We start from the raw sequence: 24633 nt of genomic DNA on the forward strand, positions 1-24633 counted from the left end.
CTAAAACAGTGTATGTTGAATCATGCACTGTTTTAGTTTGAGGATTACGTTATGTGGGGCATGGAAAAAGCTTCTATTCAAGAAAAACAACAAAAAAATCAAGAAGTAGAGCAAAATATTAAAAATTTTACTCAGAAAATCGAACGTTTTTTGGTTGAAGTGAATCAACTTATTTTAGATAAACCACAACAAACTAAATTAGCGCTGACCTGTTTATTGGCAGGTGGCCATGTATTGTTTGAAGATTTACCAGGATTGGGTAAAACGACTCTAGCGAGTGCCTTAGCTCGTCTAGCAGGGCTGCATTTTCAGCGGATTCAATTTACCAATGACATGTTGGCGAGTGATGTCATTGGAATCAATATTTTTAATCAAAAAGAACATTTATTTGAGTTCAAGAAAGGTCCAATTTTTACTCAGATTTTATTGGCAGATGAGATCAATCGTTGTAGTCCAAAAACACAGAGTGCATTACTTGAAGCTATGGAAGAAGGTGCGGTCACTGTTGATGGAACACATTATGACTTACCGCAACCATTTTGGGTGCTGGCAACGCAGAATCCACTATTTCAAAGTGGAACTTATGCTTTGCCTGAGTCACAACTTGACCGTTTCTTGATGCGTTTATCGCTCGGTTATCCGTCTCGTCAAGCTGAAAAACTACTGTTACAACAAAGCTCACGTCAGGTTTTAATTCATCAATTAGAAGCGGTATTTACGCAAGTTGATATTTTGCAATTACGTGAATTAGCAAAACAGGTTTTTCTAAGTGATGCTGTACTCAATTATATTTTAGATTTGGCTGCTGAAACACGTAAACAACGGCATGGCTTATCAACACGTGGAGTATTGGCATTAAAAGCTGCTGCACAAGCTTATGCACTGGTTGAAGGTCGCAGCTTTGTGACTACTGATGATGTGCAAACCATTTTTGTTGCCGTGGTTGCTCATCGTTTAAGTTTAGGCGAAATAGAGGTAAAACAAATTTTGCAATCGGTTGATGTCTTATAGTTGAGATTGGCTTATGCAAAGGATTCAGCAGTGGATTGCGAAACGCTTTCAGGTTAATGGGACTAAAACCCTGTTACAGAAAGATGTTTTGGTTTTTATTTATAAGCAGGGTTTTCTATATCTCATTCTGATTCTAATTACCTTTATTGCAGGGATTAACTATGCAAATAATTTGATTTTAGGTTTTTGTTTTCTAATCAGTGCAATTTTATGGATTAATTTTTATCTCACATTCAAGCAATTGCATGTTTTACAAATTGATCTGATTGCAGCTGAAGTTGGGCAAGTCGATCAGCCTTTCATTTTAAAACTTCGCTTTAGTCAGCCATCGGTAATGACCCGATATTTACGTATTCAATGGCTGCAACAAGAACAATTAATTTATTTAGATCAGCAACAACAGACCTTCGAACTGGCTTTTTTTCCAAAGCAGCGTGGTTTATTTGAATTTGGTGCAATGAAAATTTATTCGACCTATCCTTTAGGTTTGGTGCGAGCGTGGACTTATTTATATCCAAAACAAAAAGTGTGGATTGCACCTAAAGCGCATGATTGGCAAAAAGAACATAAAAATCAACCAACCAATGCGAACGATAGTTTAGATGAATTTAAGGAGCTTAGGGCCTTTCAACAAGGTGATTCTTATCAAAATGTGGCATGGAAGCAAGTTGCTCGAGGACAGGGCTTTTTTATCAAAATGTTTGAAGCTCAAGCCAATCATCAACATTTAGAAATTGATTATCAAAAAATTCCTGCGCAAAGTCATGAAGAAAAATTAAGCTATATGATGGGATTAATTGAGCAATGTGAACAACTTGGTCATGATTATGCATTGATACTGCCACATGCAAGATTAGAAAGTGGTCAGGGGCAGATGCAGCTTCTTCAAGCAAAACTTCTACTTGCACAGGCCTAAGATTATGACCAAACAAATCTATTTTTGCATTTTAGCTGTATTGGCATTTGTATTAATTGGGCAAGTGGCTTTTATTCCTGTGACATTGAGTTGGTTGTGGGGCGTTATTTGGCTTATATTGGTATGGCGATATAGCAAACAAAAAATTTCACCATTTCCACGCTTATTTTTAGTTTTTTTCTCTTTATTATCTTTGGGTCTTATTTATTTAAATTATCAAACTTTACTGGGAGTAGAAGCTGGAGTCGCATTTTTAAGTACGTGTTTATTTGCGAAAAGTTTGGAAGCCAAGAATACCCGTGATTTATTGATTGTATTTAACTTTGCCTTATTCGTCAGTGCCAGTTTATTGTTACATAGTCAGGCATTCTGGATGGCTGTCCTGGTTTTTTCAGCATTTGTGATATGTTTGATGGGGTTGTATCGGATTCAAACTGGTCTATTTAACCAGCATCAATTATTATCCAATCAGTTAAAAAATGATGTTAAACAAATTCTAAAGTTTGTCGGGATTGCGACACCGTTCTTTATTATATTATTTATTTTCTTTCCTCGGTTGCCACCCCTTTGGGCGATTCCTATTCAGAAAAATCAAGCTATTACTGGGATTAGCGATCGTATGTCTCCAGGAGACATTGCACAACTATCACAATCATCGGCTTTGGCTTTTCGTGTTGTTGCAGATATGAGACAACTACCAGATAGACAGGAACTTTACTGGCGTGCTTTGGTTTTGGATGAGTATGATGGTACAACATGGACCAGTAGTTTTTATAATCAACAGATTAAAAGCGTAACCTCAAATTCTCAAGGAGTTGCCTATCAATACTTAGCTGCTGATGAACAGGCAAATTGGATCATGGGGTTGGAATATTCCATTCCACAAGAACGTTATTTACAACTGTATCAAGATGATAGTATACGCCCATCTAAACTTATTAAACGTAATCAACCTATCCAAATGTTTTGGTTGGGGCGTACATCAACATCTTCTACTTTGTTATCATCACGTCAAATTGAATTTAATACTCGATTTGATGAAGATCGCGATGAGAAAGCACAACAATTAGCCCGTCAACTGTTTGAACAAAGTCAGCGACTGCCTGAAAAATATATAAAAACTGTGCTTAATTGGTATAGAAAGAATAACTTCGTTTATACGCTGACCCCAGGAACATTAAGTGGGGATCGTATAGATCAATTTTTATTTTCTAGTCGCAAGGGTTTCTGTGAACATTATGCATCTAGTTTCGTGATGCTGATGCGCTATGCAGGGATTCCTGCCAGAGTTGTGACAGGTTATCAAGGTGGACAGTTTGCATTAGATGGAGAAAGTTGGGAGATTCGTCAATTTGATGCACATGCTTGGAGTGAAGTGTATCTAGATGGTGAATGGCAAAGAATTGACCCTACAGCAATTATTGCACCACAACGTATAGATTCAGGAATGCAGAATTATATGGCGGAGGATCAGAAAGTTTGGGGAGATGCACAGGCACAAGCATGGCGTTTACAACAGTTTAAATTTCTGAAAAACATGCGTGTTTGGAGTGACTATTTAGGTTATCAATGGCAATCCAAAGTAGTCGGTTATGATGCCGAAAAACAAAAAAATTGGTTATCTAAGCTAGGCTTTAATTCGAGCTATAGTTATGTGCTGATCTTAATTATAGGAATTGCAGGAATTTTAGCTGTATACGTTGGTTTTTATTGGTGGAGACAAACACGTCAGCAAGAATTATATCAACGTGTCATTATTCAATTCCAAAAGCAATTGCCTAAACATTTGCATAAAAGATCAGAGGAAACATTTCAAGTTTGGATGCAGCGTTTATCAAGTGTAGATAGTGATCAAAAATCATTTCATCAAGTAGTTGTGTTATATCAAAAAATTGTGTTTTTAGAACAGAATACTCAGCAAAATATTCAAGAATTTAAGAAACTGCTTAAAGTCTGTGCGATCGCAATTAAACAATCTCAAAAAAACTTGTGAAGCTGATTAAAAATGAATATTATGCTCTCATTCTAGGTGTATAGCTCAGTTGGTTAGAGCGCTACGTTGACATCGTAGAGGTCTCCAGTTCGAGTCTGGATATACCTACCAAGATTTGAATAGAAAAAGCCCTAAGTTTATAAAAATTAGGGCTTTTTTATTAATAACACAAATATTTGCTTAGAAGAATAACTCGGTAACTGGGTTGAATTGCAATTTAGAATGAGTTTCTTATACTCATTATACTTGAACAATTTTTATCAGATATTAGAATCTTGACTCAGCCTGATATTGGTGCTAATTTAATCAATAAGGAAGTCATATACTATTTGCGATTTAAGAGAAATCTTGCCTAGGGCTTGTTGAGAATTAACAAAGGCAACTGATTAATTTATAATAGTACTATGGATAGATACATACTTACTGATGCCCAATGGGCAAAAATGGAACCTTTTTGCCTAGGTAAAGTGACCGATCGAGGTCGTAGTGGAAAAGATAATCGATTATTCTTAGAAGCAGTCCTCTGGATTGCCCGTACAGGCAGTCCATGGCGTGATCTACCTCCTCATTTTGGTAAATGGAATACCGTCTTTAAAAGATACCGTGACTGGGTGAAAGCTGGTGTATTTGAAACTATTTTTGCATCTGTAAATGAAGATGTTGATTTGGAATACGCCATGATTGATGGAACGATTGTTAAAGTTCATCGACATGGGCAAGGTGCAAAAGGGGGACTTTCAAACAGTCTATAGGTAAATCTCGAGGTGGAATGACCTGTAAAATTCTTGCCTTAGTGGATAGTCTAGGCAACCTCATTAAGTTTCGATTAATGCCTGGTCAATATCACGATTTAGTAGAAACCAAACCTTTAATTGAAGATGTTGATTTTCAAGCATTACTAGCGGATAAAGCATTTGATGCAGATTGGCTGATTCAAGAACTAAATGAACGTAAAGTGAAAGTGGTGATCCCACCCAAATCTAATCGAAAAGTAATGAGAGCATTTGATACGATTATGTATAAATGGCGTCATCTCATTGAAAACTATTTCTGTAAGTTAAAAGAATTTAAACGTATAGCGATGCGTAGTTGTAAAACAGATACGAGTTTTGAAGCCATGATTCAATTGTGCGCTAGTTTAATTAACTCTCGGTAATTCTCAACAAACCCTAAATGAACAAAGATATGATGACCTGAATACACAGCTAACAACGAACGAAACGATTCTGATTGTTTTTAAAAATGTTCAAGGTTGTAGAAAAGCCCGTTAATCGGGCTTTTTTAATGCCCATTATTTTTAAAACAAATTTACGCTATAGTTTGTCAGAAGGATTAGGATAGCGACAGGGAATTGTGATGCCGATATTTATGATTATAGTGATTGTTATTGGTTTGATTTTATTGTTCTTTTTTGCCAAGAAAACTGATCCTACACAAGATAATTTTGATTATAGCCAGCCATATTCATCAACAACCTCCTCATGTGATTCTTCTCAAAATAATGATTTCAGACGTTCTGATGAATGTAGCTCAAATGATGATTCGAGCTCAGACTCAAGTGGTTGTGATAGTAGCAGCAATAATGATTAGAAAAAGCTTGTACCCCATAAGGGGCAAGGGGTACAAGATAAACTGAGTTTAATTAAGGTAGATCAAACCAAATCATTTGGCTGTCTTGCAATGCAGTAATGGTTGCAGTTTCATCGAATACTAAAGCATCACCTGCTTTAAGCAAATGATCGGCGATCATTACTTCACCTGAAATCACATGCACGTAGTTCACTTTTTTTCGTACTGTAATTTCTAAATATTGATCTTTTTCAATGACAGCAGTTTTCACTTCTGCATTTTGACGAATCGACATTGGCGCAGATGCATCACCAGCAATCAAGTGCCATTGGTTTGGATGGTCTTTTGGATTCAGCTGAATTTGCTGATAGGTTGGTTCGGCATCTTGCACATTCGGTTGAATCCAAATCTGTAATAGATGCACCGCTTTATCATGCTTGTTCATTTCACTGTGGGTGACCCCAGTTCCAGCACTCATCAATTGCCATTCACCCGCATTGATCTGACCTTCATTGCCCATACTGTCTTTATGGGAAATAGTGCCATCAAGTACGCAGGTTAGGATTTCCATGTTGTCATGGGGATGAGTACCGAAACCATTATGTGCAGCAACTGTATCATCATTGATCACGCGAAGGGCACTGACACCCATATATTTCGGGTTGTACCAGCTACCAAATGAAAAGCTATGGTAGGTGTCTAACCAATCTGCTTTGACATGACCACGATTTTCACTACGATGTAGATAAGCATTCATCTTTCATCTCCTAATTCTTATGTTTTGCTTGATAGTAATAATATCGATTCATAATAGTTATAAATAGTCTTTAATTGCGACATATTGTTCTATTTATGGAATGATTGTTTACCATGGATTCTTATTAGATATTAAAAAAGGCTGAATATATATTCAGCCCTTTTCTGTAAGATAATTTACTTATCAATCGCTTACTTTGATTTGCTTTCCAATTGAGGAATTGCAGAACCTTGGCCAACAGCAAGTAAACCTGTTTCAGTATAGATACCGAGTTTTGCACGGGTATCAGTAATGTCGAGGTTACGCATGGTTAACTGACCGATACGATCCATTGGGGTAAACATCGAATCACCTTTCTCCATGGTCAAACGCTCAGCTTCATAGGTGAGGTTAGGAGATTCAGTGTTCATGATGGTGTAGTCATTACCACGACGTAATTCTAAAGTCACCGTACCTGTAATGGCTTTAGCAACCCAACGTTGTGAAGTTTCACGTAGCATGAGTGCTTGAGAATCAAACCAACGACCTTGGTAAAGTAGGCGACCTAAACGTAAACCGTTAATACGGTATTGTTCAATCGTATCTTCGTTATGAATACCAGTCACTAAGCGCTCGTAAGCGATATGTAATAAAGCCATACCTGGTGCTTCATAGATACCACGAGATTTCGCTTCGATGATACGGTTTTCAATTTGGTCAGACATACCAAGACCATGACGACCACCGATACGGTTAGCTTCTAAGATCAGCTCAACAGGATCTTCAATACGTTGACCATTTAATGCAACAGGGAAACCTTCTTCAAAAGTAATGCTCACTTCTTCTGCATCAATTTTTACATCTTCTTTCCAGAATGCAACGCCCATGATTGGGTCAACGATTTTAATACCAGCATTGAGATATTCTAAATCCTTAGCTTCGTGCGTCGCACCCAACATATTTGAGTCAGTTGAGTAGGCTTTTTCCTTTGACATTTTATAGTCAAAGCCGTTGTCGATTAAGAATTGCGACATTTCGGCACGACCGCCTAACTCATCAATAAAGGTTTGGTCTAACCACGGTTTGTAGATTTTTAGAGCTGGATTGGTCAATAAACCATAACGATAGAAACGTTCAATATCGTTACCTTTATAAGTAGAACCATCACCCCAAATGTTCACATCATCTTCTTTCATTGCTGTCACAAGCATAGTACCTGTTACTGCACGACCTAAAGGTGTTGTGTTGAAATATGGTACACCGCCAGTGCTAATATGAAAGGCACCACATTGAATTGCAGCAATACCTTCAAGAGCAAGTTGTAAACGACAATCGATTAATCGAGCTTTGACTGCACCGTATTGTTCAGCTTTCTTTGGAATAGCATCATAGTCATCTTCATCAGGTTGACCTAAGTTTGCTGTATAAGCATAAGGTTCCGCACCTTTTTGCTTCATCCACAATAAAGCTGCTGAAGTATCGAGACCACCAGAAAAGGCAATCCCAACTTTTTTGCCTACAGGTACGTGCTGCAAGATAGTTGCATTATCAGTCATTGCTTGTCCTAACGTTTATTAGTAAAGACCCCGAATAGGTGGTCTTGAGAATAAAAAATCGGAGCTATTGTAACACTTTTCATTGAGCTTGTTTTCCCGAAAGAAAAAACTAAGCAGAAAAATTATGTGCGCTTTCATGTGGAATATTGAATTTTTAAGATGTAAATCATAACGGTTACATTTGTTTTGACTTTAGTGTCAGCATTTTCTTAAAAAAAGTCATAAACACGTATAAAAATTCAGTTAAAGTACTATGCAACAAGTTGCAAAGCCAATAAATATAGAAGGAATACCATGACTAGCTATGCAAATATCTTAAAACCATTACATTTGGGTTTTACGACCATTAAAAACCGTGTTGTGATGGGTTCAATGCACTCTGGTTTAGAAGACCGTTTTTTTAACTATCCTAAACTTGCAGCTTATTTTGGTGAGCGCGCAAAAGGGGGCGTAGGTCTTATTATCACTGGTGGTATTTCTCCAAACCGTCAAGGTTGGTTATTGCCAGCGGGTGGTACGATGAATAGTTTGGTGGATATTCCTCATCACCGTCTTGTTACTCATGCTGTGCATAAGCATGGTTCAAAAATTCTTATGCAGATTTTGCATTCTGGTCGTTATGGATATCATCCATTTTCAGTTTCTTCTTCGCCAATTCAAGCCCCAATTAACCCATTTAAACCACGTCAAATGTCAGATTCACAAATTCTGGCTACAATTGATGACTATGCACGCTGTGCAAGCCTAGCTAAAAAAGCAGGGTATGACGGTGTTGAAATCATGGGTTCAGAGGGATATTTAATCAACCAATTCCTTAGCAGCCACGTGAACAAGCGCACCGATCGCTGGGGTGGTGATATTGAAAACCGTATGCGTTTTCCTGTGGAAATTGTCAAAGCAATCCGTGCCAAAGTGGGTGAGAAGTTCATCATCTGCTTCCGTTTATCCATGCTGGATCTCGTGCATGACGGAAATACAATGCAGGAAGTGATCGTAGTAGCAAAGGCACTTGAAAAAGCAGGCGTGACTTTATTAAACACAGGGATTGGCTGGCATGAAGCACGTATCCCAACGATTGTCACTTCTGTGCCTCGTGCTGCATTTGTGGATTATACCGCCGAAGTTAAACAGCATGTTTCAATACCAGTGATTGCGTCAAACCGTATCAATATGCCAGATGTTGCTGAAGAGATTGTTGCTTCTGGTAAGGCCGATATGGTGCAAATGGCTCGTCCATTATTGGCAGACCCATATTGGGTCAATAAAACTGCAACCAACCGTGTGGATGAAATTAATACCTGTATCGCTTGTAATCAGGCGTGTTTGGATCATGCCTTTAAAAATGAGCGTGTCTCTTGTTTAGTCAATCCACAGGCATGTTTTGAAACAGAACTGGTTTATATCAAAACCAAGAAACCAAAACGTGTTGCGGTTGTGGGTGGTGGTGTTGCAGGCATGTCGGCTGCAACAGTGGCGGCAAGTCGTGGTCATGCCGTAACCTTGTTTGAAGCCAATAATGATGTGGGCGGTCAGTTTAATCTAGCAAAAGTTGTTCCTGGAAAAGAAGAATTTCATGAAACCATTCGTTATTTTAAAGTTCAACTCAAACAGACAGGTGTGGATGTTCGCTTAAATACTAAGGTCAATCGTGAACAGTTGGAACGTGAAGGCTTTGATGAAGTGGTGATTGCAACAGGCGTAGTGCCACGCGCCTTAAAAATTCAGGGTAGTGATGCACCACAAGTCTTGTCTTATGCAGAAGTACTAAAAGGCGCTAAGGTTGGTCATAAGGTTGCTGTGATTGGTGCAGGGGGTATTGGTTTTGATGTGTCAGAGTTTTTACTAAAACCACCCCATCAACCACAGCCACAACCATTGGCAGAATGGCAACGCGAATGGGGCGTTGATCCAAACCCTAATTATATTTCTGAAGGCGGTGTACAACGTCCAGAAGTTGAAATGCCTGTACGTCAGATTTATTTATTACAACGCAAAACTACACCTTTAGGTATTGGCTTAGGTAAGACTTCAGGCTGGGTACATCGTGCACAATTGAAAAAGCATGCTGTGCGTATGCTGCGCGGTGTGCAATATAAGGCTGTAACTGACGAAGGCTTATGGGTTGAGCATAATGGCCATGACCAGTTATTGCGTGTGGATACCATTGTGGTGTGTGCAGGTCAGGAATCAGTAAAAGATTTAGTACCGCACGAGAATGAAACCACATTGGCAAAATATCATGTGATTGGTGGTGCAAAGTTAGCAGGTGAGCTGGATGCCAAGCGTGCAATCCGCGAAGGGGCAGAATTGGCCGCTAAACTCTAATAATTGATGAAACATTATGCATTTGAATACATTGCAGTTAAATTTCTCTTGAATAAAGAGGGCAAGCTTTGTATTCTTACGCACATGGAAGCGTGGCAGAGCGGTTTAATGCACCGGTCTTGAAAACCGACGAGGGTGTGAGTCCTCCGTGAGTTCGAATCTCACCGCTTCCGCCAAATATCGAAATAAGCCCTTGTTTTTACAAGGGCTTATTTTTTATCTATATTTTTGTCCCACATTGTAACCCACATTAAAATTCTGATTAAATCAATGGTAACTGGATGAAATTGGTAGCCTTTGGATAGCTGTTAAAAGTTACGAGTTGTTTATCGTACTTCAAAATAAGAAATAGTATTCGATTTTACCGCATAGCTTTTGCTGTCCATTACCTTTCTGATCATGGCCTTTTATAAATTACATGTGTTCTCTTTCTATTTGGAGGGGCTCTAGGTTGCTTAAAGCCAAGCTTAAAAATCGGTAGAACCAAAACATCCAACCAACCACCACATCATTCACCACCCATTTTCCTTGTTATATTGGTCAGTCTCCTCAACCTTATGTTTGCCAACTCTTACTGAACCACACTGTTACAGGTGTGGTTTTTTTATATCCATTTTGAGAGCTATGGATACTGATCTCCAAATTTTCATCATGATTAGTAGTCTTTAAAAAGTGTATTAGTAAAAAATTAAGCCTTGAATAAGAGTTAAATTTTTTTAATTTAATAGTAATAAAAAATAGAAATAAAAGTTAAATTTTTTTGGAATAGTGGTATTTTATTATTTGGAATAGTAGATAAAAAGCATTTGGTTTTCACCATGCTAGACCACTACCAGCCAGCGGTTCTGTAGTCTAGATAGTAGAAAATACTGGATATATTCTTAACTATATACTTTTATTTAAAGTATTGCACATTATTATTGAATGGATGTGAATATGACAACTACACCAACATTAGTAATAAGTAATAAAGATATATTTAACTATCTAAAAGTCTGTATGTACAGTGAATCCATACATGAGTTGAGGCAAACTGGCAAAGAAATACATAGTGGTATCTTCTATGAAACGATACAAATGCTGGATAAAGTCGAATTTGGATTGACCAAAATTGAAGAAAATATAATTTCAACACAGTCTGCATATCTTGATAGTGATGACGATACGAAAGAAGACATTATTGATTATTTGAATTTGTTGCGTTTGGATAGGGAGTTAATTGAATTTGCTGATAAGGTGGATACCTTATTTAGTATTCAGGTGAGCCTGTTCATTCGGTTGGTCGATGAGGGGTTTCCAGAGTTCTATGCAGACGGTCACAACTGGACTAAATCGAATCTTCCTCTAAATCGGATTTTTGACTGTATAGCAAAGTATCGTCAGAAGTATGAACTGAGTCGGGAAAGTATTCATCAGGATTTAGTAGACTGCAATAACCGCCATATTGAGCTTGCAGAGGTATTTAGTAAAATCGTTAGGAAGACTAAAAAGGTTTATGTCTTAAGTTTGATGATTAAAATTTCCCCTAATTTTTCTAGGGAACGTTTGGCTTCCTCATCATGGAATCAAAATAACATTGAACATGTGATGGAGGCTTTAAGGTCTAGCTATGCAGATATTGTTGCAAACTTTCATGTCTATGCTGATTTTGTTAATACGTTTATGGGGACAAATGAAAGCCTTAACTTCTGTGTCGTGTTGGTGCTAAAAAATGATAGAGAATACGACTCAAAACTTATTGCTTTAAAGATTGAGCATATCCTCAAGACTGATTTGAATCAGCGAAGTATTTACAGTCGGTATGATGATTATGATATAAAAGTTTATAGCCTGAATGAGCGTATAAGACTTCATTTTAAGCACAGGCAGGTTACAGATGTGTTGGGATATAGACCAAAGAAACAACTGGAAGATTTTAATTATTGGTATTTATATCTATTTACACATTTTGAACGATTCATTAAGGCAGAGCGAAATAGACACAGGCACTTTGCATTTGATATTCATGAGGTAGGATATAGAGTTTCAAGGCTTTTGCATGAAATCAAGAATCCTGCACCTGAATCTAAACCTACACGCACCAAAAAAACTGCAAAAGACATAACTCTCAGTTCATTATATCGGGAGTTTTCTGATGATGGGCTTTGGGAAAAGGCAATCTACAGACTCAATAATAAAAAAGAATATGCAGGGTTGTGTCACATCTATGATGAGCAAAAGTATTTTTTTCAATTTGAGCGAGATACTATTGAGCAGCTTAAGCAACTAGAGTTGTTTATCCAGTATTTAAAATATGCTGATATTTCACCAATTAGTAGTGTAGATGCTGAACTTGGACATATCATTCAATCCCCGAAACGGTATCTATCATTGATTGAAAAGTTGGCAATTATTCTGATACAAGATCATTACTTAGATCAGGTAAGTACAGAAAATTTGAACTATATTCTAAAGGGTACACTTAGCCCAAACCTAAGATTCTTTCTGCGTGAACACAATAATAATCGAGATGTAGTTAACTTATTGAATAATGAAATTTTTTCATTAGATTTCTATAAGGGGTTGCATAAGTATCTTTATGATTTAAAAGTAGAATTGCATAAAAGTGATATTGCTACAGAACAAGCAAAAGGAAGTGCAAATGAGCAAAAAAACTATAAATCCATAAATGAGTATCTTCGCTATAAGTTTAAGAAAGATGTCGATGTTTACCGTTTCAGGATGACCTGTAGGTTTGGTACACAAAATGTGCCAGAAGCCTTACTTTGTGCAGCATTTAGTGAGATATGGACAGAGTTCGTAAAGGACATTAAAAGGAAACCTAAAATTTTCGGCAAACAGCTTGTAGCACATGTCGGGACGTATGTATCGCTTACAGTACCTCTTATCGATATCACTCTGATTTTTGATTCTGCAAACAAAGGTGATTTTAGAATTAATACCGTTCAGAAGATTAACGAGTTTTGGAGAGGTTACCTGACTGACACATTTAAAGAGCAACTAATCCGTAAACTTGAGAAAAGGAGGCAAAGTGTAAAACAAACGAACAATGTTCTATCCGTTGATTATAATGATTTCTTCAGCAAGTTGAGTCTCGAATCAATTGAATTGCCACTGATCCATGAAAGAAGAAAGCGTCAGGGTGACTACTTATTATTATGTAATTATAAAGATAAAAAACAACGATCTAGGTTTATTAAAGCTCTTGCAGAGTATTATGCAAACTATAGTCTTCTAAAACGAGCCTCAATTGAGGGACGTGAAATAGAGCTGAATTTATTACTTAAAGGACGATTACCCCAGCATGAGGAAAACATGATTCCCGAACGGATTCAAAAGCTGAGTAATAATTATGGACAGTCAACCGTTGAGGAGGGAAATGAGACAGTAACTAAAGCCAGTCAGCAAGATGAGCATCCAGACGATTCAGGTGTACCAATCCCTGAAACCCCATTATCTGTAGATGATCAGGATATATCGGAGCAGAACCAGGCTGAAACTAAATCCGAAGATCAACCTGAGACTATTTTGCATACCCAAAATATTGAACAATCTTTCCCTATTGATTCATCAGATCAAGTTGTTACTCTTGAACCAATTGAAAACCATCTGGATCAGGCTGGAAAAAATATGATGACAGGGAGGAAAGTTGAAGTACATAAAAAGAAAGTATTTGTAGCATCACCTAAAGCTAAGCCAAAGGACTCGTAAAATGACTTAACTTTAACTTCCATTTTTACCTATAAAATCATACCAATGGGTTTGAATTACCTGCATTCATATAGTTGTGGAGATAGGTGAGTTTTAAAAATTGTTTGTGATTGTATTGATATTTTCAAATCAGCAAAACCGTAACTCTCACTTGCATTTCAGCTTAAATTGTAGTGCAGGAATAATATCATCGAATGGGTTCAAAGCCTTATACCATAAGGCTTTTCTAGTCTGTGTCATCAGTCATTTCCCATAGCCATGATCTGAAGATTTTGCTAGGATTATAATTTAATTATATTATTATAGATTACTGATAAATCAATTGCTTATAAAAATCTATCTAATAAATTCCTTACTTAAAAAATATACAAATCGAACAATCATAAGAGTGTAACCCTAAAATATTCATTCATAAAAACTTACTATCCAAAAATTTAATGATTGAAATTTAAGAATTTTTATAACTGATTCATCATGCCTTTGGGTAATTTATTACAGAGTCATCTTTCCTATGGTTCTAACCCATAGGAGATACATACATGAACCGTAATGAAATCCTGATTCAGATTGAAGACTTGATGCTGGATGTTTGTTCAGGAAAATATCATTGGAAAGAAGCTGAATACGAACTTGAAGATTATCGGGAAGTGGCTACTGATATTTATGATCCTGACCTTGAATATTCACCCATGCTACAAGGCTACTTGGATTTGATGTCGATTAGCCGTTCATTGGATTTACATGGCAGGACAAAAAGAGATAATTCGTTATTCCGTTCAAGGACTGATTTTATAGATTTCTGTGATGGCTTGCTGAATGAGCATGATCGTTTTATCAGTAGGCATAAGCGACAACGCAAACGCAATTTCAAGGTATTAAAGAAGAATTTTGAGGACTTATTGGATCAGCATTGCAAACTGTTATTGGTACGTGTGGATGTGAGTTATTTATATGATGCTAATAAGGACATTCGCCAGTTTGATGCTGACTTAAATACTTTCCGTCGTCTTATTCATCTTCGGCACGATTGCTTTGAGCATGTACTGGATTATTCATGGGCGATTGAACAGGGACGGAACAAAGGCTATCACTGTCATTTTCTTTTTATCTATAACGGTTCAAAACACATGCGTGATGGATACTTTGCTGAACAGATAAGTAAAACGTGGTTAGATGTTACCGATGATGATGGCTGTTATTTTAGTTGTAATCGCAAAAGCCACAAGGACAATTATCTCAGACAAGGCACTTTGGGTATTGGCACGATTCAACGTAATCATGACGAAGTGGAAAAAGCCTTGAATGCTATTGGTTACTTGGCAAGTGCTGATAAGGAAGATCAGCATTTACGAGCAAAAATTAAGGGGATGCGTTGCTTTGGATAGATATTGATCCCAAAAATCGAATCTACACACTATAAACATGAATGTTTATTTCATATATTCATTTTTTGGCTTGAGTCATGTGGAGATGTTGGGTCAATTCATCTCATGGGTTGCAGTAAAAAAATACGGTATGCCGATTTGTATTGAGGAAGACCCCTCTCAACTACATTAATGGGAGTACCCACATGACCAATCTCGTTGAATATCAATACCGTATTTTGAACATCAAAGCAGTGATTGAAATTACTGCACTGAGTCGTTCAACCATCTATGAAATGATCAATCCGAAATCAGACTATTACGATGCCAATTTTCCCAAGCCGATTCATTTAACCCAGAATCGGGTTGGCTGGGTATCGCAGGAAATCTATGATTGGCTTGAATCAAAAATCGCCCAACGATCAGAGGCACACTGATCCACCCTGATACGGCTACATGGTTGAATCGCAACGAACTGGCATGATCCCAAAAAATCATAGATATACATCATTAACATGAAGATTGAATGTTTTCTTTTTCCCTTACATTCAAAACATAGGTTTGCCGATTGGCAAGCCTTTTTTCATTTAATGAGGTTTATCTTATGAATATTACATGTCCATATTGCTATTCAGCCAATGTTAGCCGTGCAACCGCACAGCCTACTGGCAATAACAGCTTTTCTTCGATGGCAGGTGCAGGGATTGGTGCAAGCCTTGCCAAAAGTTTGCCTACACCATTTTCACCATTATTGGGTGGGCTTGCTGGTGCGGTGGTTGGTGGCTTGATTGATAGTCTGGTTCAACCCTCACAACCACAGCAGCCTACCGTTTATTTCCATTGCAACAATTGCCAGCACAATTTCAACTAAGGATGGGAGGAAATCATCATGGCACATCAACTTGAACAAATGGCGTATGTCGGTGAAACCCCGTGGCATGGTCTGGGTAATCAACTGAGTCCACATCAACCTATTGAAGTCTGGACACAGCAGGCAGGTATGGACTGGCGGATTGAATCCTCTGATGTCAGTTATATGGCAAAGAATGATCGGGGACAATCAATCATTCTGCCGTATGAGGAACAGCGTGTCTTATACCGTTCTGATACCCATGCACCTTTATCTGTGGTCAGCCAACGCTTTCAGGAAGTTCAGCCCAAAGAAATCCTTGAGTTTTATCGTGACCTGACCGAACAATCAGGTTTTGAACTGGAAACCGCAGGTGTATTGAAAGGTGGCAAGAAGTTCTGGGCGTTGGCACGTACAGGACAGAGTACCGCTTTAAAGGGTAAGGATGTCAGTAACGGCTATATTTTATTGGCAACTGCGTGCGACGGTACACTTGCCACAACGGCACAATTTACCAGCATCCGTGTGGTCTGTAACAACACTTTGGCAATTGCTTTACGCAATGGCAGTACCAGTGCAGGCGTGGTGAAAGTTCCACATAGCACCCGATTTGATGCAGAAAAGGTGAAACAACAATTGGGTATTTCCGTTCGTGCATGGGATGAGCATATGTATGAAATGAAACAACTGAGCCAGCGTAAAGTCACTCAACAGGAAGCCGCAGCCTATTTTGATGCCGTGTTTAACAATACCAGTTTAAGTATTGCAGAACAGGACGATAGCCTTATCCAGTTCTACCGCAATGTGGCAAATGAAGCCAATGCCACCAATAAAACTGAACCGAATGGACGAGCCATGTCGAAAGTCATGGATATGTTTAATGGTCAGGGTCGGGGTGCAGAACTCAGTTCAGCCAAAGGTACAGCCTATGGCTTGCTGTGTAGCATCACCGAGTTTGTCGATCACGAACGTCGAGCCATGAGTACCGATCACCGTCTGGATTCCGCTTGGTTTGGTACAGGTGCAGCCATTAAACAGCGAGGATTGGAACAGGCATTAAGAATGGTGGTCTAACCTGAGTTAAATTTAGAACCAACGAGCCAAATTAGCCTAAGCAATATGCCTATTGCTTAAATAATCTGTTTCCCTCTACCCAAAAACTCCCTTTTGCCACATCGCCCTGATGTGGCTTTTTTTTATGCCGTAATTTTAATTTTTACAGACATGGAGTATCTAATGAACCATATTGTTGAACCACAAACCAGTAAATCCACAGCCTCAGCATATTTAGCATCACTCCCACAATCTGCTAAACCACACCGTTCCCATGCCAAACGTCTTGCTAAAACCAAAGGTATGAGCCGTGAACAATGGCTACAAGTCAGAAAACAGGGGATTGGCAGTAGTGATGCCGCAGCAGCCTGTGGGCTTAATCCCCACATGAGTATGCTGGAACTGTGGATGATCAAGACAGGTCGGATGCAGAACCAACCAGATCAACCGACTCAAAATAGTTATTCACCCTTGTATTGGGGCAATCAGCTTGAACCTTTAATTGCCAACTATTACCAACACAAGACAGGTCATAAAGTGCGTAAGGTCAATGCAGTGTTACAGCATCCTGATCCTGACAAACACTTTATGTTAGCCAATCTGGACTATGCCGTTGTAGGTAGTGATGAAGTGCAAATTCTGGAATGTAAATCTGTAGGTGAATGGGGTACAAAACTTTGGCGTGATGGTGTGCCTTTATACGTGATTATTCAGGTGCAGCACCAACTGGCGGTGACAGGTAAACAGGCAGCCCATGTCTGTGCCTTGATCTGTGGACATGAAGCCAAAATCTTTAAGGTTGAACGCAATGAAATTGTGATCAACCGAATCATGGCTTCTGAACGGATATTCTGGAACTGTGTTGAAAATGACACGTCGCCCAGTGTTGATGCCAGTGAGTCAGCCGCCAAAGCCCTACAACTGCTTTACCCACAGCATATCCCTTTACAGACCGTTGATTTCTCTACACTGGAAGGTGTTGATCAACTATTTACTGATCTGCTACACGAGGAAAAACAACTGACTGACCATCAAACCAAGTATGACTACCTCAAGCATCGGATTCAGGCATTAATGAAAGATGCTGAGAAAGCCATCTTTAGTCAAGGCAGTGTGACATGGAAAAAGTCAAAGGACAGTGTGGTGCTCGATCAAAAGGCATTGTTACAGGCACAGCCTGAGCTACTGCAACAGTACCCACAATCCAGACAAGGCAGCAGACGGTTTAATGTTTATTCTGCAACGGTATAAATAGTTGTCATCACACACCACATCAAACCATTTCATTTCCCTAAATTTAAAATTTGTGCAAAGTCGCCCCTCTTGTCCTTTCCCCAATGCTGAGGAAAGGACGGTGGAGCAGCTTTGCATGAAACACTTGACCATTGCACTACAGTTTCTCCCATGACCGAATATTCAACAGGTTTTTTTATTTCATCAATCTTGAGGTGAGGGAGCGGTGCATTCAATGGATTTGGGGAATCCGTAAATAAATGCAATAAAGGACAATCACCATGATTAAAGGTTTAGCAATTACCCCACCTGTGTTGGGGCGTATTAGTATTGGCAAGATCGTTGAAAAGAATGGTAAGCGACTGCCTGAAAAGGATGACCAGTTCACCATTACTAGCCAGATCCAAAATAAAGATGGATGGGTAAAACACCCATTAGACGAACAGCTTCGGGCAAAGGCACAAAATGGCAAACTCCGAACTATTCCAGTCCGTATGATCTTTAATGAACCTGAACTAAATCTGAGAGCAGAATATAGCTTGTTTGACCGACAGACTGGGCGACCAGTGTGTACAGGCAATGGTGAAACCTGCCAGCGACTCGGACAGAATGGCATTGAGCAGCATCCATGCCCATCACCTGATTTATGCCCATTGGCACAAGGTGGATTGTGTAAACCCTATGGCAGGCTGTATGTCAATCTGGATGAATCTGATGAGTTTGGGACATTCATTTTTAGAACCACAGGTTTTAACAGTATTCGGACATTGGCGGCACGGCTGAGTTATTACCATGCGGCATCGGGTAATCTACTGTCATGCTTGCCTCTGCAATTGACCTTACGAGGCAAAAGCACCACACAAAGCTATCGTACCCCGATCTATTACGTGGACTTAACCCTACGTGAGGGTGTGAATTTACAGGATGCAATTATTTCAGCCAAGCAGATAGATGAACAAAGCAAGGCAGCAGGCTTTTATCAGGAGGCTTTGGATTTCGTGGCACGGCAGGGCTATGGCAATGCCAGTTTTGAGGTGGGTGGTGATGAGGGGCTGGATATTGTGGAGGAGTTTTATAGTGACCAACACAATGCTGTTGAGGTACAGTCTGATTCAGCTTCTGTTCATCAGGCGATGGATAATGCCGCAGATATCAAACAGGGACTTCGGCAAAGTGTAAGGGCTGTAAATTAGCTCAAGGTAAAGCTATTACAGGAAAAGAGCGATTGGCTGGAATTGAATATTGTATAAGGGGAGGAGAAATAAAGGGGGGAACTTCTTTTATGGTTAGTAGACTTTTAAAATTTTAATGTTAGATATGCTATTTTATTTTAAATAGCATATCTAGGGCTATAATTTTAGAGGAAACTATGCTTTTATTTTAATTTTGAGATAAGGATTTATCATTAAATAGATTAGAATCTTTTTATTAACGTAGTAGAAATTTGGAATCTAATAAGTTAGTTCTTAATACTTCTTTTTCGTACTCCATAATTAGTGCATGTACTTTCGTACGAAACTCATTAATAAAAGGAAAGGAAAGAATTACAAAATCCTTACTATTGACATCAATATGTGGATATTTTGCTTTAAACTTTTCATCGACCTTACCATCAGAGTGAACTAAGAAGTGTCTAATTTCTAAATATGGTAAGGCATCTTTAATAATTTGATCAGAGATATTTAGATTAAGTTTAGATGCAATTTTTCTTAATAAAGAAATTGTACTTTGTTCTCTTTCTAAGCTTTGAAATATTAAGTTTGATATATGTTCACATACTTTTTCCCAAGACCCTTGTTTTAATATATCTCCTATAGGGACAGTAATTCCACCATCTTTATTATTGTTTTTTGCAGCTATACGGCCACTATCAAAATTTGATGCAGAGGCATCTCGTAATATAGTTCTTAAGTAGTGGGTTAACTCTTCATAAATATCTTTTACATAAGCAGAGTAGATTGTTGCTTTGAAATGGTTGGTGACTAGTCTTCTGCTTGTAGGTCTATTTTGACGCCTAGCTAAGCTAATATGCTTATTAGGGTTTAGATCCTTAAAAATATATGGAGAATCTTTATGGGAAAGAATTTTTCTATGCACATTGTTAAAAACAATATCCATAAAATCTAAATCATCATTAAAATAATCCAACTTAGATTTAAAAGATCCATAAGCTTTAGTTTTCAAAATATACCCCTAATTCTATGTTTCATTTAATGCCCATTATTTTTAATGGTTTTACTTTACTCATCTTCATCATATTCAGGTAATGAAGCATAAGATTGACTTATTTTTTTTAGATCTTCAAATGAGAAAGTACGGATAGGTTTTTTACTACTTTCTTGAGCTTCTAAAATCACATCTCCCGCTGGTTTAGAGATAGTTTTATAAACTAACCAATGTTCGCCAGACTTAGGATTTTTTTTAATATCATCAAGGAATTTTTCTGCATCATCTTTATCTGCTTTTTTATTTTTTACATCCACTCTTATTTCAATCATCGAAGATGAACAGCAAATATTAGATGTACCATTATCTCGTACATCTTCAAATTTTTCACCTAAATTTGAAGGAGCATATAGATATAAATCTCCTCCTCCATCAGCAGTATTGGTAGTCGTAAATCTTGTAAAATCTAAACGCCTCTCTTTTAAAGCTATTTCAGCAACAGTTATTGTAAAGCGCATTTCCCCCTTTTTTCCTTTTGACATATTTACATGCTCACTTTAATTTTAACTAATTCATTGTTATATAGTTCTTTTAATTCAATTAATTCCTTAATATTTAACAAAATATGTAAATCTGACATTATTTTTTCATAATTGGTTGATAAACTTTGTTTATCTATATCCAATAATTCTAAAATTCTTCCTTTAAGGAATTTTTTTATTTTTTTTAAATCACCTTCTAAAAAATTAAACTCTGTTTCACAATCATCATCATCACTTTCAGGGATCAAAGTAGAGATTAAATTAAACGTATTCTTTAAATCATCTAGTAAAGTTTGATTGATATCTGCACGTAATAAAGTTTTGCTATTTTGCTCATTGATCTTATTTTGCTCATTGGGCGTAAATTCTATTAAACTTAAAAAAGAAGACAACTTTTTATCTCCAAGCAAATGAGAAATTATATCTCATAGAGTAGCCTAGTTACAGCTATAAGTAATTTAAAATTAATAATATAGCTTGAGTGAGACAGTTGAAGATAGCTAGTCATTTCAATTGATTGTATTTTTATCAAATCCCTGTTGAGAGGTATAGGTCACTTTGTAATCAATTTTGATATTTTCACTAATTTCAGTCATTGCCTGTTGTTTGTTGCTAATAAGACTCTGACGAACCAGTCTGGTTTCGGCAATGGTAAATTTAAGTTGAATATCATTAAATCTTATTGTGGTATCAGCAAAACAGCCTTTAATCTGATAGCCCATTTTGCATAATTGACCTCATTACATCCTGCCAACATCACTGCGGACAGAACCTATAGAGGGTAAGGCTTCATGTATTATCCTATTAATGCTGTCAGGAGCTTTTTTATGGTGGCGCATGGTTGTTCTGATGATAATTGTTATAGGTATTATTTCCTATTGATCATGACAGGTGATTGATTCTGCTTACCTTAATGATGATCAGATAGGAAATATCTGGTTACTCTTTATCAGTAGTTAGTTACAGCCCTGATTGTATTCGCCATCTTCATAGGTGAATGTAATACTGTAGACAGGATCGGTTTTACCCTCGGCTTCAAAGATGGCGTTATATTCACCCTCTGCTCCAATCCGAGTCGAGAAAGTATATTGGTCTGCATAGCGCAGTTCCTGAATATCAGTACAGCCACGTTTAAGCTTTGCTTTCACATTATTAAAGGTGTCTTTTTTGAGTTGAATGCTTTTGTCATTAACGACAGCAACCAAACTTGATGTATTACCTGTGGTCATGGCACTCAGTTTTTGCAAACCATACTGGTTATAAGCTGCATAAACTTGGGTACTGCCAAGTTTCCATTCATTATATCCCTTGCCATTGGAAGAGGGTTTACCCAGCTTTTGGGTTAAAGTGCTACGTGTATCTTCCATCGTAACTTTTTTACCATTGATGAGCATGTGGTCAATGGCAAAGGCAGAGCTTGTGGAAGTGGTGAGTAACGCAGCGATAATGAGTTTTTTCATGAGTCTTTCCTTGAATATAAATGGTTGAATTATTTGGAACGCAATACCAGTGTGCCAATAATGATGAGGATTAGAACGCCACCAATAAACTTGCCTACAGATGGGAACATGACCGCAGGCCAGACGATCCCCCGACCAATGTGATAAGCGAATGATTTGTAGCTGTATTGACCCCAGAAGTTCTGGTAAACCGTAAAAAAGAATCCAATAATAAAATAGCCACCGATTACCCATGCCTTAATGTTTTCTTTCATTGTTTATTTTCCCCCAGTTGCAAAGTTCACCAGTAACATGAACAGCCCAAGCAAAATCATGAATCCAATAAAGGGTAAGCCCAGAAACGCAATAGCAATGATGACAACGATGATTCCTGCAATTGCTCGCATGGCTTACTCCTGCATACATTGCATGCCATACCGTACAATTTCATCCTGAAATTCGGCTGTTTGACTAATGATGTAAAATTTTTCCTCCAGTCGATCTGCGCCATATTGTTTTTCAATTTTTTCATAGACACATTCACAGGTAGAGCTATCAGCACCACCCATTTTGCAGCCCTTAACGAACTCACGTTCAGATTTGCTGGCACAGCCTGATACCGCCCCAGTAAGGAATAGGATAGATAGGATTGTTAAATAAGTTTTCATGATGACCCCCGTCATTTAATTTTTTGAAATCATTATTGTTGTTATATTCAGCGTGAGCTAAGCCATAGAAAAACAGGCAAAAGCAACCTTTGATACACTGAGGTATCCTAAAAATATTCAGGCTGAATAGTTCAACAATTAAGTCGATGGAAATGGCTAAATCGAAATGAAATGTTTTGGGGGAAAGAGCGGGTATGATAGAAATTGAGTCATGGTGACTACTCCTTTTGTATTTTAAAAAGAGCCTTACCAAATTACTGTCAAATAATGGTGGCAAGACTAGAAGGGTTGACAGACTGATACAAAAGGAAATCAGCGCACGCAAGCGTGCCCCTCCTAGCCTCACCATAAAGGTGTGACTTAGGAGAACGCACAAAACCATAATTGCGTTGTTGTGCGGCCTTTTGTAACGGTCTGTCAAAACCGACTGACCATGAGGGTCAGCAAGGGAATGATAGTTTTTTTAGATAAATAAATCAATCAGTAAACATGCCAAGCATTGAAGAAGTGTTAATGAGAAAGATACACTTAGGTTTTAAGTAATAGGATTTACTTGAACTAAATTGAAAATATTATTCCAGATAATTTTAATATCTAAACAAGACTATCAGCTAAGAAAAGTAAATATTGAAGTTAGAGTAGGGGCTGAGAATCAAGATCTATTGATAATTCTAAAAACTATATACATAACACATCGCATAAGTTTTCATATAAGATATTAATGATATCTTAAAATGATTTCATGGGAGTAAAATAAATATGGAAATAACACACGTCATTGCAATTATTGGTTCTATTGTGGGGGTTTTTGGGGTTTTTTTTAAGCGTGAAGAAATTCTTTCTTTAAGAGGTAAAGACTTTACTGCTCGTCTTGATTCGACAGTTCGGTTTTTTAAAGATTTCTATACCAGCACAGATGAAAGAAAACTTGTACTTGATCGTGCTGCACAAGAACTTGTTAGACAGGATTTTGTTAATTTCAGATTTGTTCAGTATCTTATTAAACTAGATGAGCAATATTTAATTAATTTTGATGAAATATTAAATCATTATCGTCGGGGTAGAGAATTTATAAAATATGATTCTCTTAATAAAGAAACAGATGTTAATAATTTTGTTTTAAATACCCCCAAGAATAGAGCTGTAAAGACACAAGTAATATTATATAATGTATTTTACTTTGTTTTTGCATTTATAGGTCTTGCCCCTTTTTTATTCTCATCATGGTTTAATAATTTTTTATCTAGTAAAGGTACTCCATTTATATTTATAATATTCACGATATTTTTTGTTGTTGTAGTATTTGGTATCGCTCTAGGATCTTTATTACAAGCAAACAGTCTACAACACGCAGATGACTTTATAAGTAAATTACAAGAGGCTGAACGTAATAGAAATACCTAAAATTCTTTTTATATAAGTACTTACAGGTGATGTGGGTAGATGTGGGTAGATTGTACGTTTTATGAAGAAGTTTTAGGGAAATTTTCGTTTTGAGTTT

General features: G+C 37.6%; 23 protein-coding genes, 2 tRNA genes and 1 pseudogene. 16 read left to right on the forward strand and 10 right to left on the reverse strand.

From position 1 onward, the window contains the following. Positions 1–51: 51 nt before the first annotated feature. The 6 genes and pseudogenes from CDG55_RS06610 to CDG55_RS06640 all read left to right on the forward strand — a co-directional run bounded on the left by CDG55_RS06610 (position 52) and on the right by CDG55_RS06640 (position 5510). Positions 52–1011: an AAA family ATPase gene (locus CDG55_RS06610; RefSeq protein ID WP_087537414.1), complete on the forward strand. Its 960-nt coding sequence runs from the start codon at positions 52–54 to the stop codon at positions 1009–1011. 13 nt (positions 1012–1024) lie between these two features. After that, the gene (locus tag CDG55_RS06615) at positions 1025–1927 is read left to right on the forward strand and encodes a DUF58 domain-containing protein (RefSeq protein ID WP_087537415.1); all 903 of its coding nucleotides are present in this window, start codon (positions 1025–1027) and stop codon (positions 1925–1927) included. 4 nt (positions 1928–1931) lie between these two features. Then, positions 1932–3920: a transglutaminaseTgpA domain-containing protein gene (locus CDG55_RS06620; protein WP_087537416.1), complete on the forward strand. Its 1989-nt coding sequence runs from the start codon at positions 1932–1934 to the stop codon at positions 3918–3920. Between the two features lie 34 nt (positions 3921–3954). Then, positions 3955–4031 (forward strand) — tRNA-Val (locus CDG55_RS06625). 332 nt (positions 4032–4363) lie between these two features. Continuing rightward, positions 4364–5076 (forward strand): annotated as a pseudogene (locus CDG55_RS06630) (IS5 family transposase). A 200-nt stretch (positions 5077–5276) separates the two neighbouring features. Then, entirely contained in the window at positions 5277–5510 is a 234-nt protein-coding gene (locus CDG55_RS06640; RefSeq protein ID WP_087537431.1) for a hypothetical protein, read from the forward strand. A 52-nt stretch (positions 5511–5562) separates the two neighbouring features. Here CDG55_RS06640 and CDG55_RS06645 read toward each other — a convergent pair whose 3' ends face one another. Together CDG55_RS06645 and argG are read right to left on the reverse strand one after the other, a co-directional pair. Then, positions 5563–6246: a pirin family protein gene (locus tag CDG55_RS06645; protein ID WP_087537432.1), complete on the reverse strand. Its 684-nt coding sequence runs from the start codon at positions 6244–6246 to the stop codon at positions 5563–5565. Between the two features lie 191 nt (positions 6247–6437). Then, on the reverse strand, positions 6438–7781 hold the full coding sequence (argG, locus tag CDG55_RS06650; protein ID WP_087537433.1) for an argininosuccinate synthase: 1344 nt from the start codon (positions 7779–7781) through the stop codon (positions 6438–6440). Between the two features lie 294 nt (positions 7782–8075). Here argG and CDG55_RS06655 point away from each other — a divergent pair, with 294 nt between their 5' ends. The 9 genes from CDG55_RS06655 to CDG55_RS06700 all read left to right on the forward strand — a co-directional run bounded on the left by CDG55_RS06655 (position 8076) and on the right by CDG55_RS06700 (position 19510). Further along, entirely contained in the window at positions 8076–10106 is a 2031-nt protein-coding gene (locus CDG55_RS06655) for an FAD-dependent oxidoreductase (protein ID WP_087537434.1), read from the forward strand. A gap of 86 nt (positions 10107–10192) precedes the next feature. After that, a tRNA-Ser gene (locus CDG55_RS06660) sits at positions 10193–10282 on the forward strand. 760 nt (positions 10283–11042) lie between these two features. Beyond that, entirely contained in the window at positions 11043–13817 is a 2775-nt protein-coding gene (locus CDG55_RS06665) for a hypothetical protein (RefSeq protein ID WP_087537435.1), read from the forward strand. A gap of 539 nt (positions 13818–14356) precedes the next feature. After that, positions 14357–15202: a YagK/YfjJ domain-containing protein gene (locus CDG55_RS06670; protein ID WP_087537436.1), complete on the forward strand. Its 846-nt coding sequence runs from the start codon at positions 14357–14359 to the stop codon at positions 15200–15202. A 185-nt stretch (positions 15203–15387) separates the two neighbouring features. Next, positions 15388–15618: a helix-turn-helix transcriptional regulator gene (locus CDG55_RS06675; RefSeq protein ID WP_087537437.1), complete on the forward strand. Its 231-nt coding sequence runs from the start codon at positions 15388–15390 to the stop codon at positions 15616–15618. Positions 15619–15785: 167 nt separating this feature from the next. Then, complete coding sequence (locus CDG55_RS06680; protein ID WP_087537438.1) at positions 15786–16052, forward strand: hypothetical protein; 267 nt, start codon at positions 15786–15788, stop codon at positions 16050–16052. Positions 16053–16070: 18 nt separating this feature from the next. Then, positions 16071–17105 carry a DUF932 domain-containing protein gene (locus CDG55_RS06685; RefSeq protein WP_087537439.1) on the forward strand — a complete coding sequence of 345 codons (1035 nt, stop codon included), beginning with the start codon at positions 16071–16073 and terminating at the stop codon, positions 17103–17105. Between the two features lie 162 nt (positions 17106–17267). Then, positions 17268–18335 carry a YqaJ viral recombinase family protein gene (locus tag CDG55_RS06690; RefSeq protein WP_087537440.1) on the forward strand — a complete coding sequence of 356 codons (1068 nt, stop codon included), beginning with the start codon at positions 17268–17270 and terminating at the stop codon, positions 18333–18335. 263 nt (positions 18336–18598) lie between these two features. Then, positions 18599–19510, forward strand: a complete 912-nt coding sequence (locus CDG55_RS06700) for a hydrolase or metal-binding protein (protein WP_087537442.1) — start codon at positions 18599–18601, stop codon at positions 19508–19510. 235 nt (positions 19511–19745) lie between these two features. On the opposite strand, the gene CDG55_RS06705 is transcribed toward CDG55_RS06700, so the two are convergent. From CDG55_RS06705 to CDG55_RS06735, 8 genes are all read right to left on the reverse strand, one after another. Continuing rightward, entirely contained in the window at positions 19746–20501 is a 756-nt protein-coding gene (locus tag CDG55_RS06705; protein WP_087537443.1) for a hypothetical protein, read from the reverse strand. 56 nt (positions 20502–20557) lie between these two features. Next, entirely contained in the window at positions 20558–21025 is a 468-nt protein-coding gene (locus CDG55_RS06710) for a hypothetical protein (protein ID WP_087537444.1), read from the reverse strand. A 2-nt stretch (positions 21026–21027) separates the two neighbouring features. Beyond that, entirely contained in the window at positions 21028–21417 is a 390-nt protein-coding gene (locus tag CDG55_RS06715) for a hypothetical protein (protein ID WP_087537445.1), read from the reverse strand. A 117-nt stretch (positions 21418–21534) separates the two neighbouring features. Further along, the gene (locus tag CDG55_RS06720) at positions 21535–21747 is read right to left on the reverse strand and encodes a hypothetical protein (RefSeq protein WP_087537446.1); all 213 of its coding nucleotides are present in this window, start codon (positions 21745–21747) and stop codon (positions 21535–21537) included. A gap of 234 nt (positions 21748–21981) precedes the next feature. Continuing rightward, positions 21982–22485 carry a hypothetical protein gene (locus CDG55_RS06725; protein WP_087537447.1) on the reverse strand — a complete coding sequence of 168 codons (504 nt, stop codon included), beginning with the start codon at positions 22483–22485 and terminating at the stop codon, positions 21982–21984. A 29-nt stretch (positions 22486–22514) separates the two neighbouring features. Next, positions 22515–22739 (reverse strand): hypothetical protein, encoded by a 225-nt coding sequence (locus CDG55_RS06730; protein ID WP_087537448.1) that lies wholly within the window; start codon positions 22737–22739, stop codon positions 22515–22517. 3 nt (positions 22740–22742) lie between these two features. Then, a complete protein-coding gene (locus tag CDG55_RS15575; protein ID WP_265736132.1) occupies positions 22743–22871 on the reverse strand; it encodes a hypothetical protein in 129 nt (42 codons plus the stop codon). Between the two features lie 3 nt (positions 22872–22874). Next, complete coding sequence (locus tag CDG55_RS06735; protein ID WP_087537452.1) at positions 22875–23132, reverse strand: hypothetical protein; 258 nt, start codon at positions 23130–23132, stop codon at positions 22875–22877. 759 nt (positions 23133–23891) lie between these two features. Between CDG55_RS06735 and CDG55_RS15385 the strand changes: the two genes are divergently transcribed. Next, positions 23892–24536 (forward strand): hypothetical protein, encoded by a 645-nt coding sequence (locus tag CDG55_RS15385; protein WP_213066148.1) that lies wholly within the window; start codon positions 23892–23894, stop codon positions 24534–24536. The last annotated feature ends 97 nt before the right edge of the window (positions 24537–24633 follow it).

It is taken from the genome of Acinetobacter sp. WCHA45 (genome assembly GCF_002165255.2).
Taxonomy (GTDB): domain Bacteria; phylum Pseudomonadota; class Gammaproteobacteria; order Pseudomonadales; family Moraxellaceae; genus Acinetobacter.

Bases quoted from the DNA above. Each gene is read 5' to 3' on its own strand.
- CDG55_RS06610 (WP_087537414.1), top strand. From the start codon at position 52: ATGTGGGGCATGGAAAAAGCTTCTATTCAAGAAAAACAACAAAAAAAT.
- CDG55_RS06615 (WP_087537415.1), top strand. From the start codon at position 1,025: ATGCAAAGGATTCAGCAGTGGATTGCGAAACGCTTTCAGGTTAATGGG.
- CDG55_RS06620 (WP_087537416.1), top strand. From the start codon at position 1,932: ATGACCAAACAAATCTATTTTTGCATTTTAGCTGTATTGGCATTTGTA.
- CDG55_RS06640 (WP_087537431.1), top strand. From the start codon at position 5,277: ATGCCGATATTTATGATTATAGTGATTGTTATTGGTTTGATTTTATTG.
- CDG55_RS06645 (WP_087537432.1), bottom strand. From the start codon at position 6,246: ATGAATGCTTATCTACATCGTAGTGAAAATCGTGGTCATGTCAAAGCA.
- argG (WP_087537433.1), bottom strand. From the start codon at position 7,781: ATGACTGATAATGCAACTATCTTGCAGCACGTACCTGTAGGCAAAAAA.
- CDG55_RS06655 (WP_087537434.1), top strand. From the start codon at position 8,076: ATGACTAGCTATGCAAATATCTTAAAACCATTACATTTGGGTTTTACG.
- CDG55_RS06665 (WP_087537435.1), top strand. From the start codon at position 11,043: ATGACAACTACACCAACATTAGTAATAAGTAATAAAGATATATTTAAC.
- CDG55_RS06670 (WP_087537436.1), top strand. From the start codon at position 14,357: ATGAACCGTAATGAAATCCTGATTCAGATTGAAGACTTGATGCTGGAT.
- CDG55_RS06675 (WP_087537437.1), top strand. From the start codon at position 15,388: ATGACCAATCTCGTTGAATATCAATACCGTATTTTGAACATCAAAGCA.
- CDG55_RS06680 (WP_087537438.1), top strand. From the start codon at position 15,786: ATGAATATTACATGTCCATATTGCTATTCAGCCAATGTTAGCCGTGCA.
- CDG55_RS06685 (WP_087537439.1), top strand. From the start codon at position 16,071: ATGGCACATCAACTTGAACAAATGGCGTATGTCGGTGAAACCCCGTGG.
- CDG55_RS06690 (WP_087537440.1), top strand. From the start codon at position 17,268: ATGAACCATATTGTTGAACCACAAACCAGTAAATCCACAGCCTCAGCA.
- CDG55_RS06700 (WP_087537442.1), top strand. From the start codon at position 18,599: ATGATTAAAGGTTTAGCAATTACCCCACCTGTGTTGGGGCGTATTAGT.
- CDG55_RS06710 (WP_087537444.1), bottom strand. From the start codon at position 21,025: ATGTCAAAAGGAAAAAAGGGGGAAATGCGCTTTACAATAACTGTTGCT.
- CDG55_RS06720 (WP_087537446.1), bottom strand. From the start codon at position 21,747: ATGGGCTATCAGATTAAAGGCTGTTTTGCTGATACCACAATAAGATTT.
- CDG55_RS06725 (WP_087537447.1), bottom strand. From the start codon at position 22,485: ATGAAAAAACTCATTATCGCTGCGTTACTCACCACTTCCACAAGCTCT.
- CDG55_RS06730 (WP_087537448.1), bottom strand. From the start codon at position 22,739: ATGAAAGAAAACATTAAGGCATGGGTAATCGGTGGCTATTTTATTATT.
- CDG55_RS15575 (WP_265736132.1), bottom strand. From the start codon at position 22,871: ATGCGAGCAATTGCAGGAATCATCGTTGTCATCATTGCTATTGCGTTT.
- CDG55_RS06735 (WP_087537452.1), bottom strand. From the start codon at position 23,132: ATGAAAACTTATTTAACAATCCTATCTATCCTATTCCTTACTGGGGCG.
- CDG55_RS15385 (WP_213066148.1), top strand. From the start codon at position 23,892: ATGGAAATAACACACGTCATTGCAATTATTGGTTCTATTGTGGGGGTT.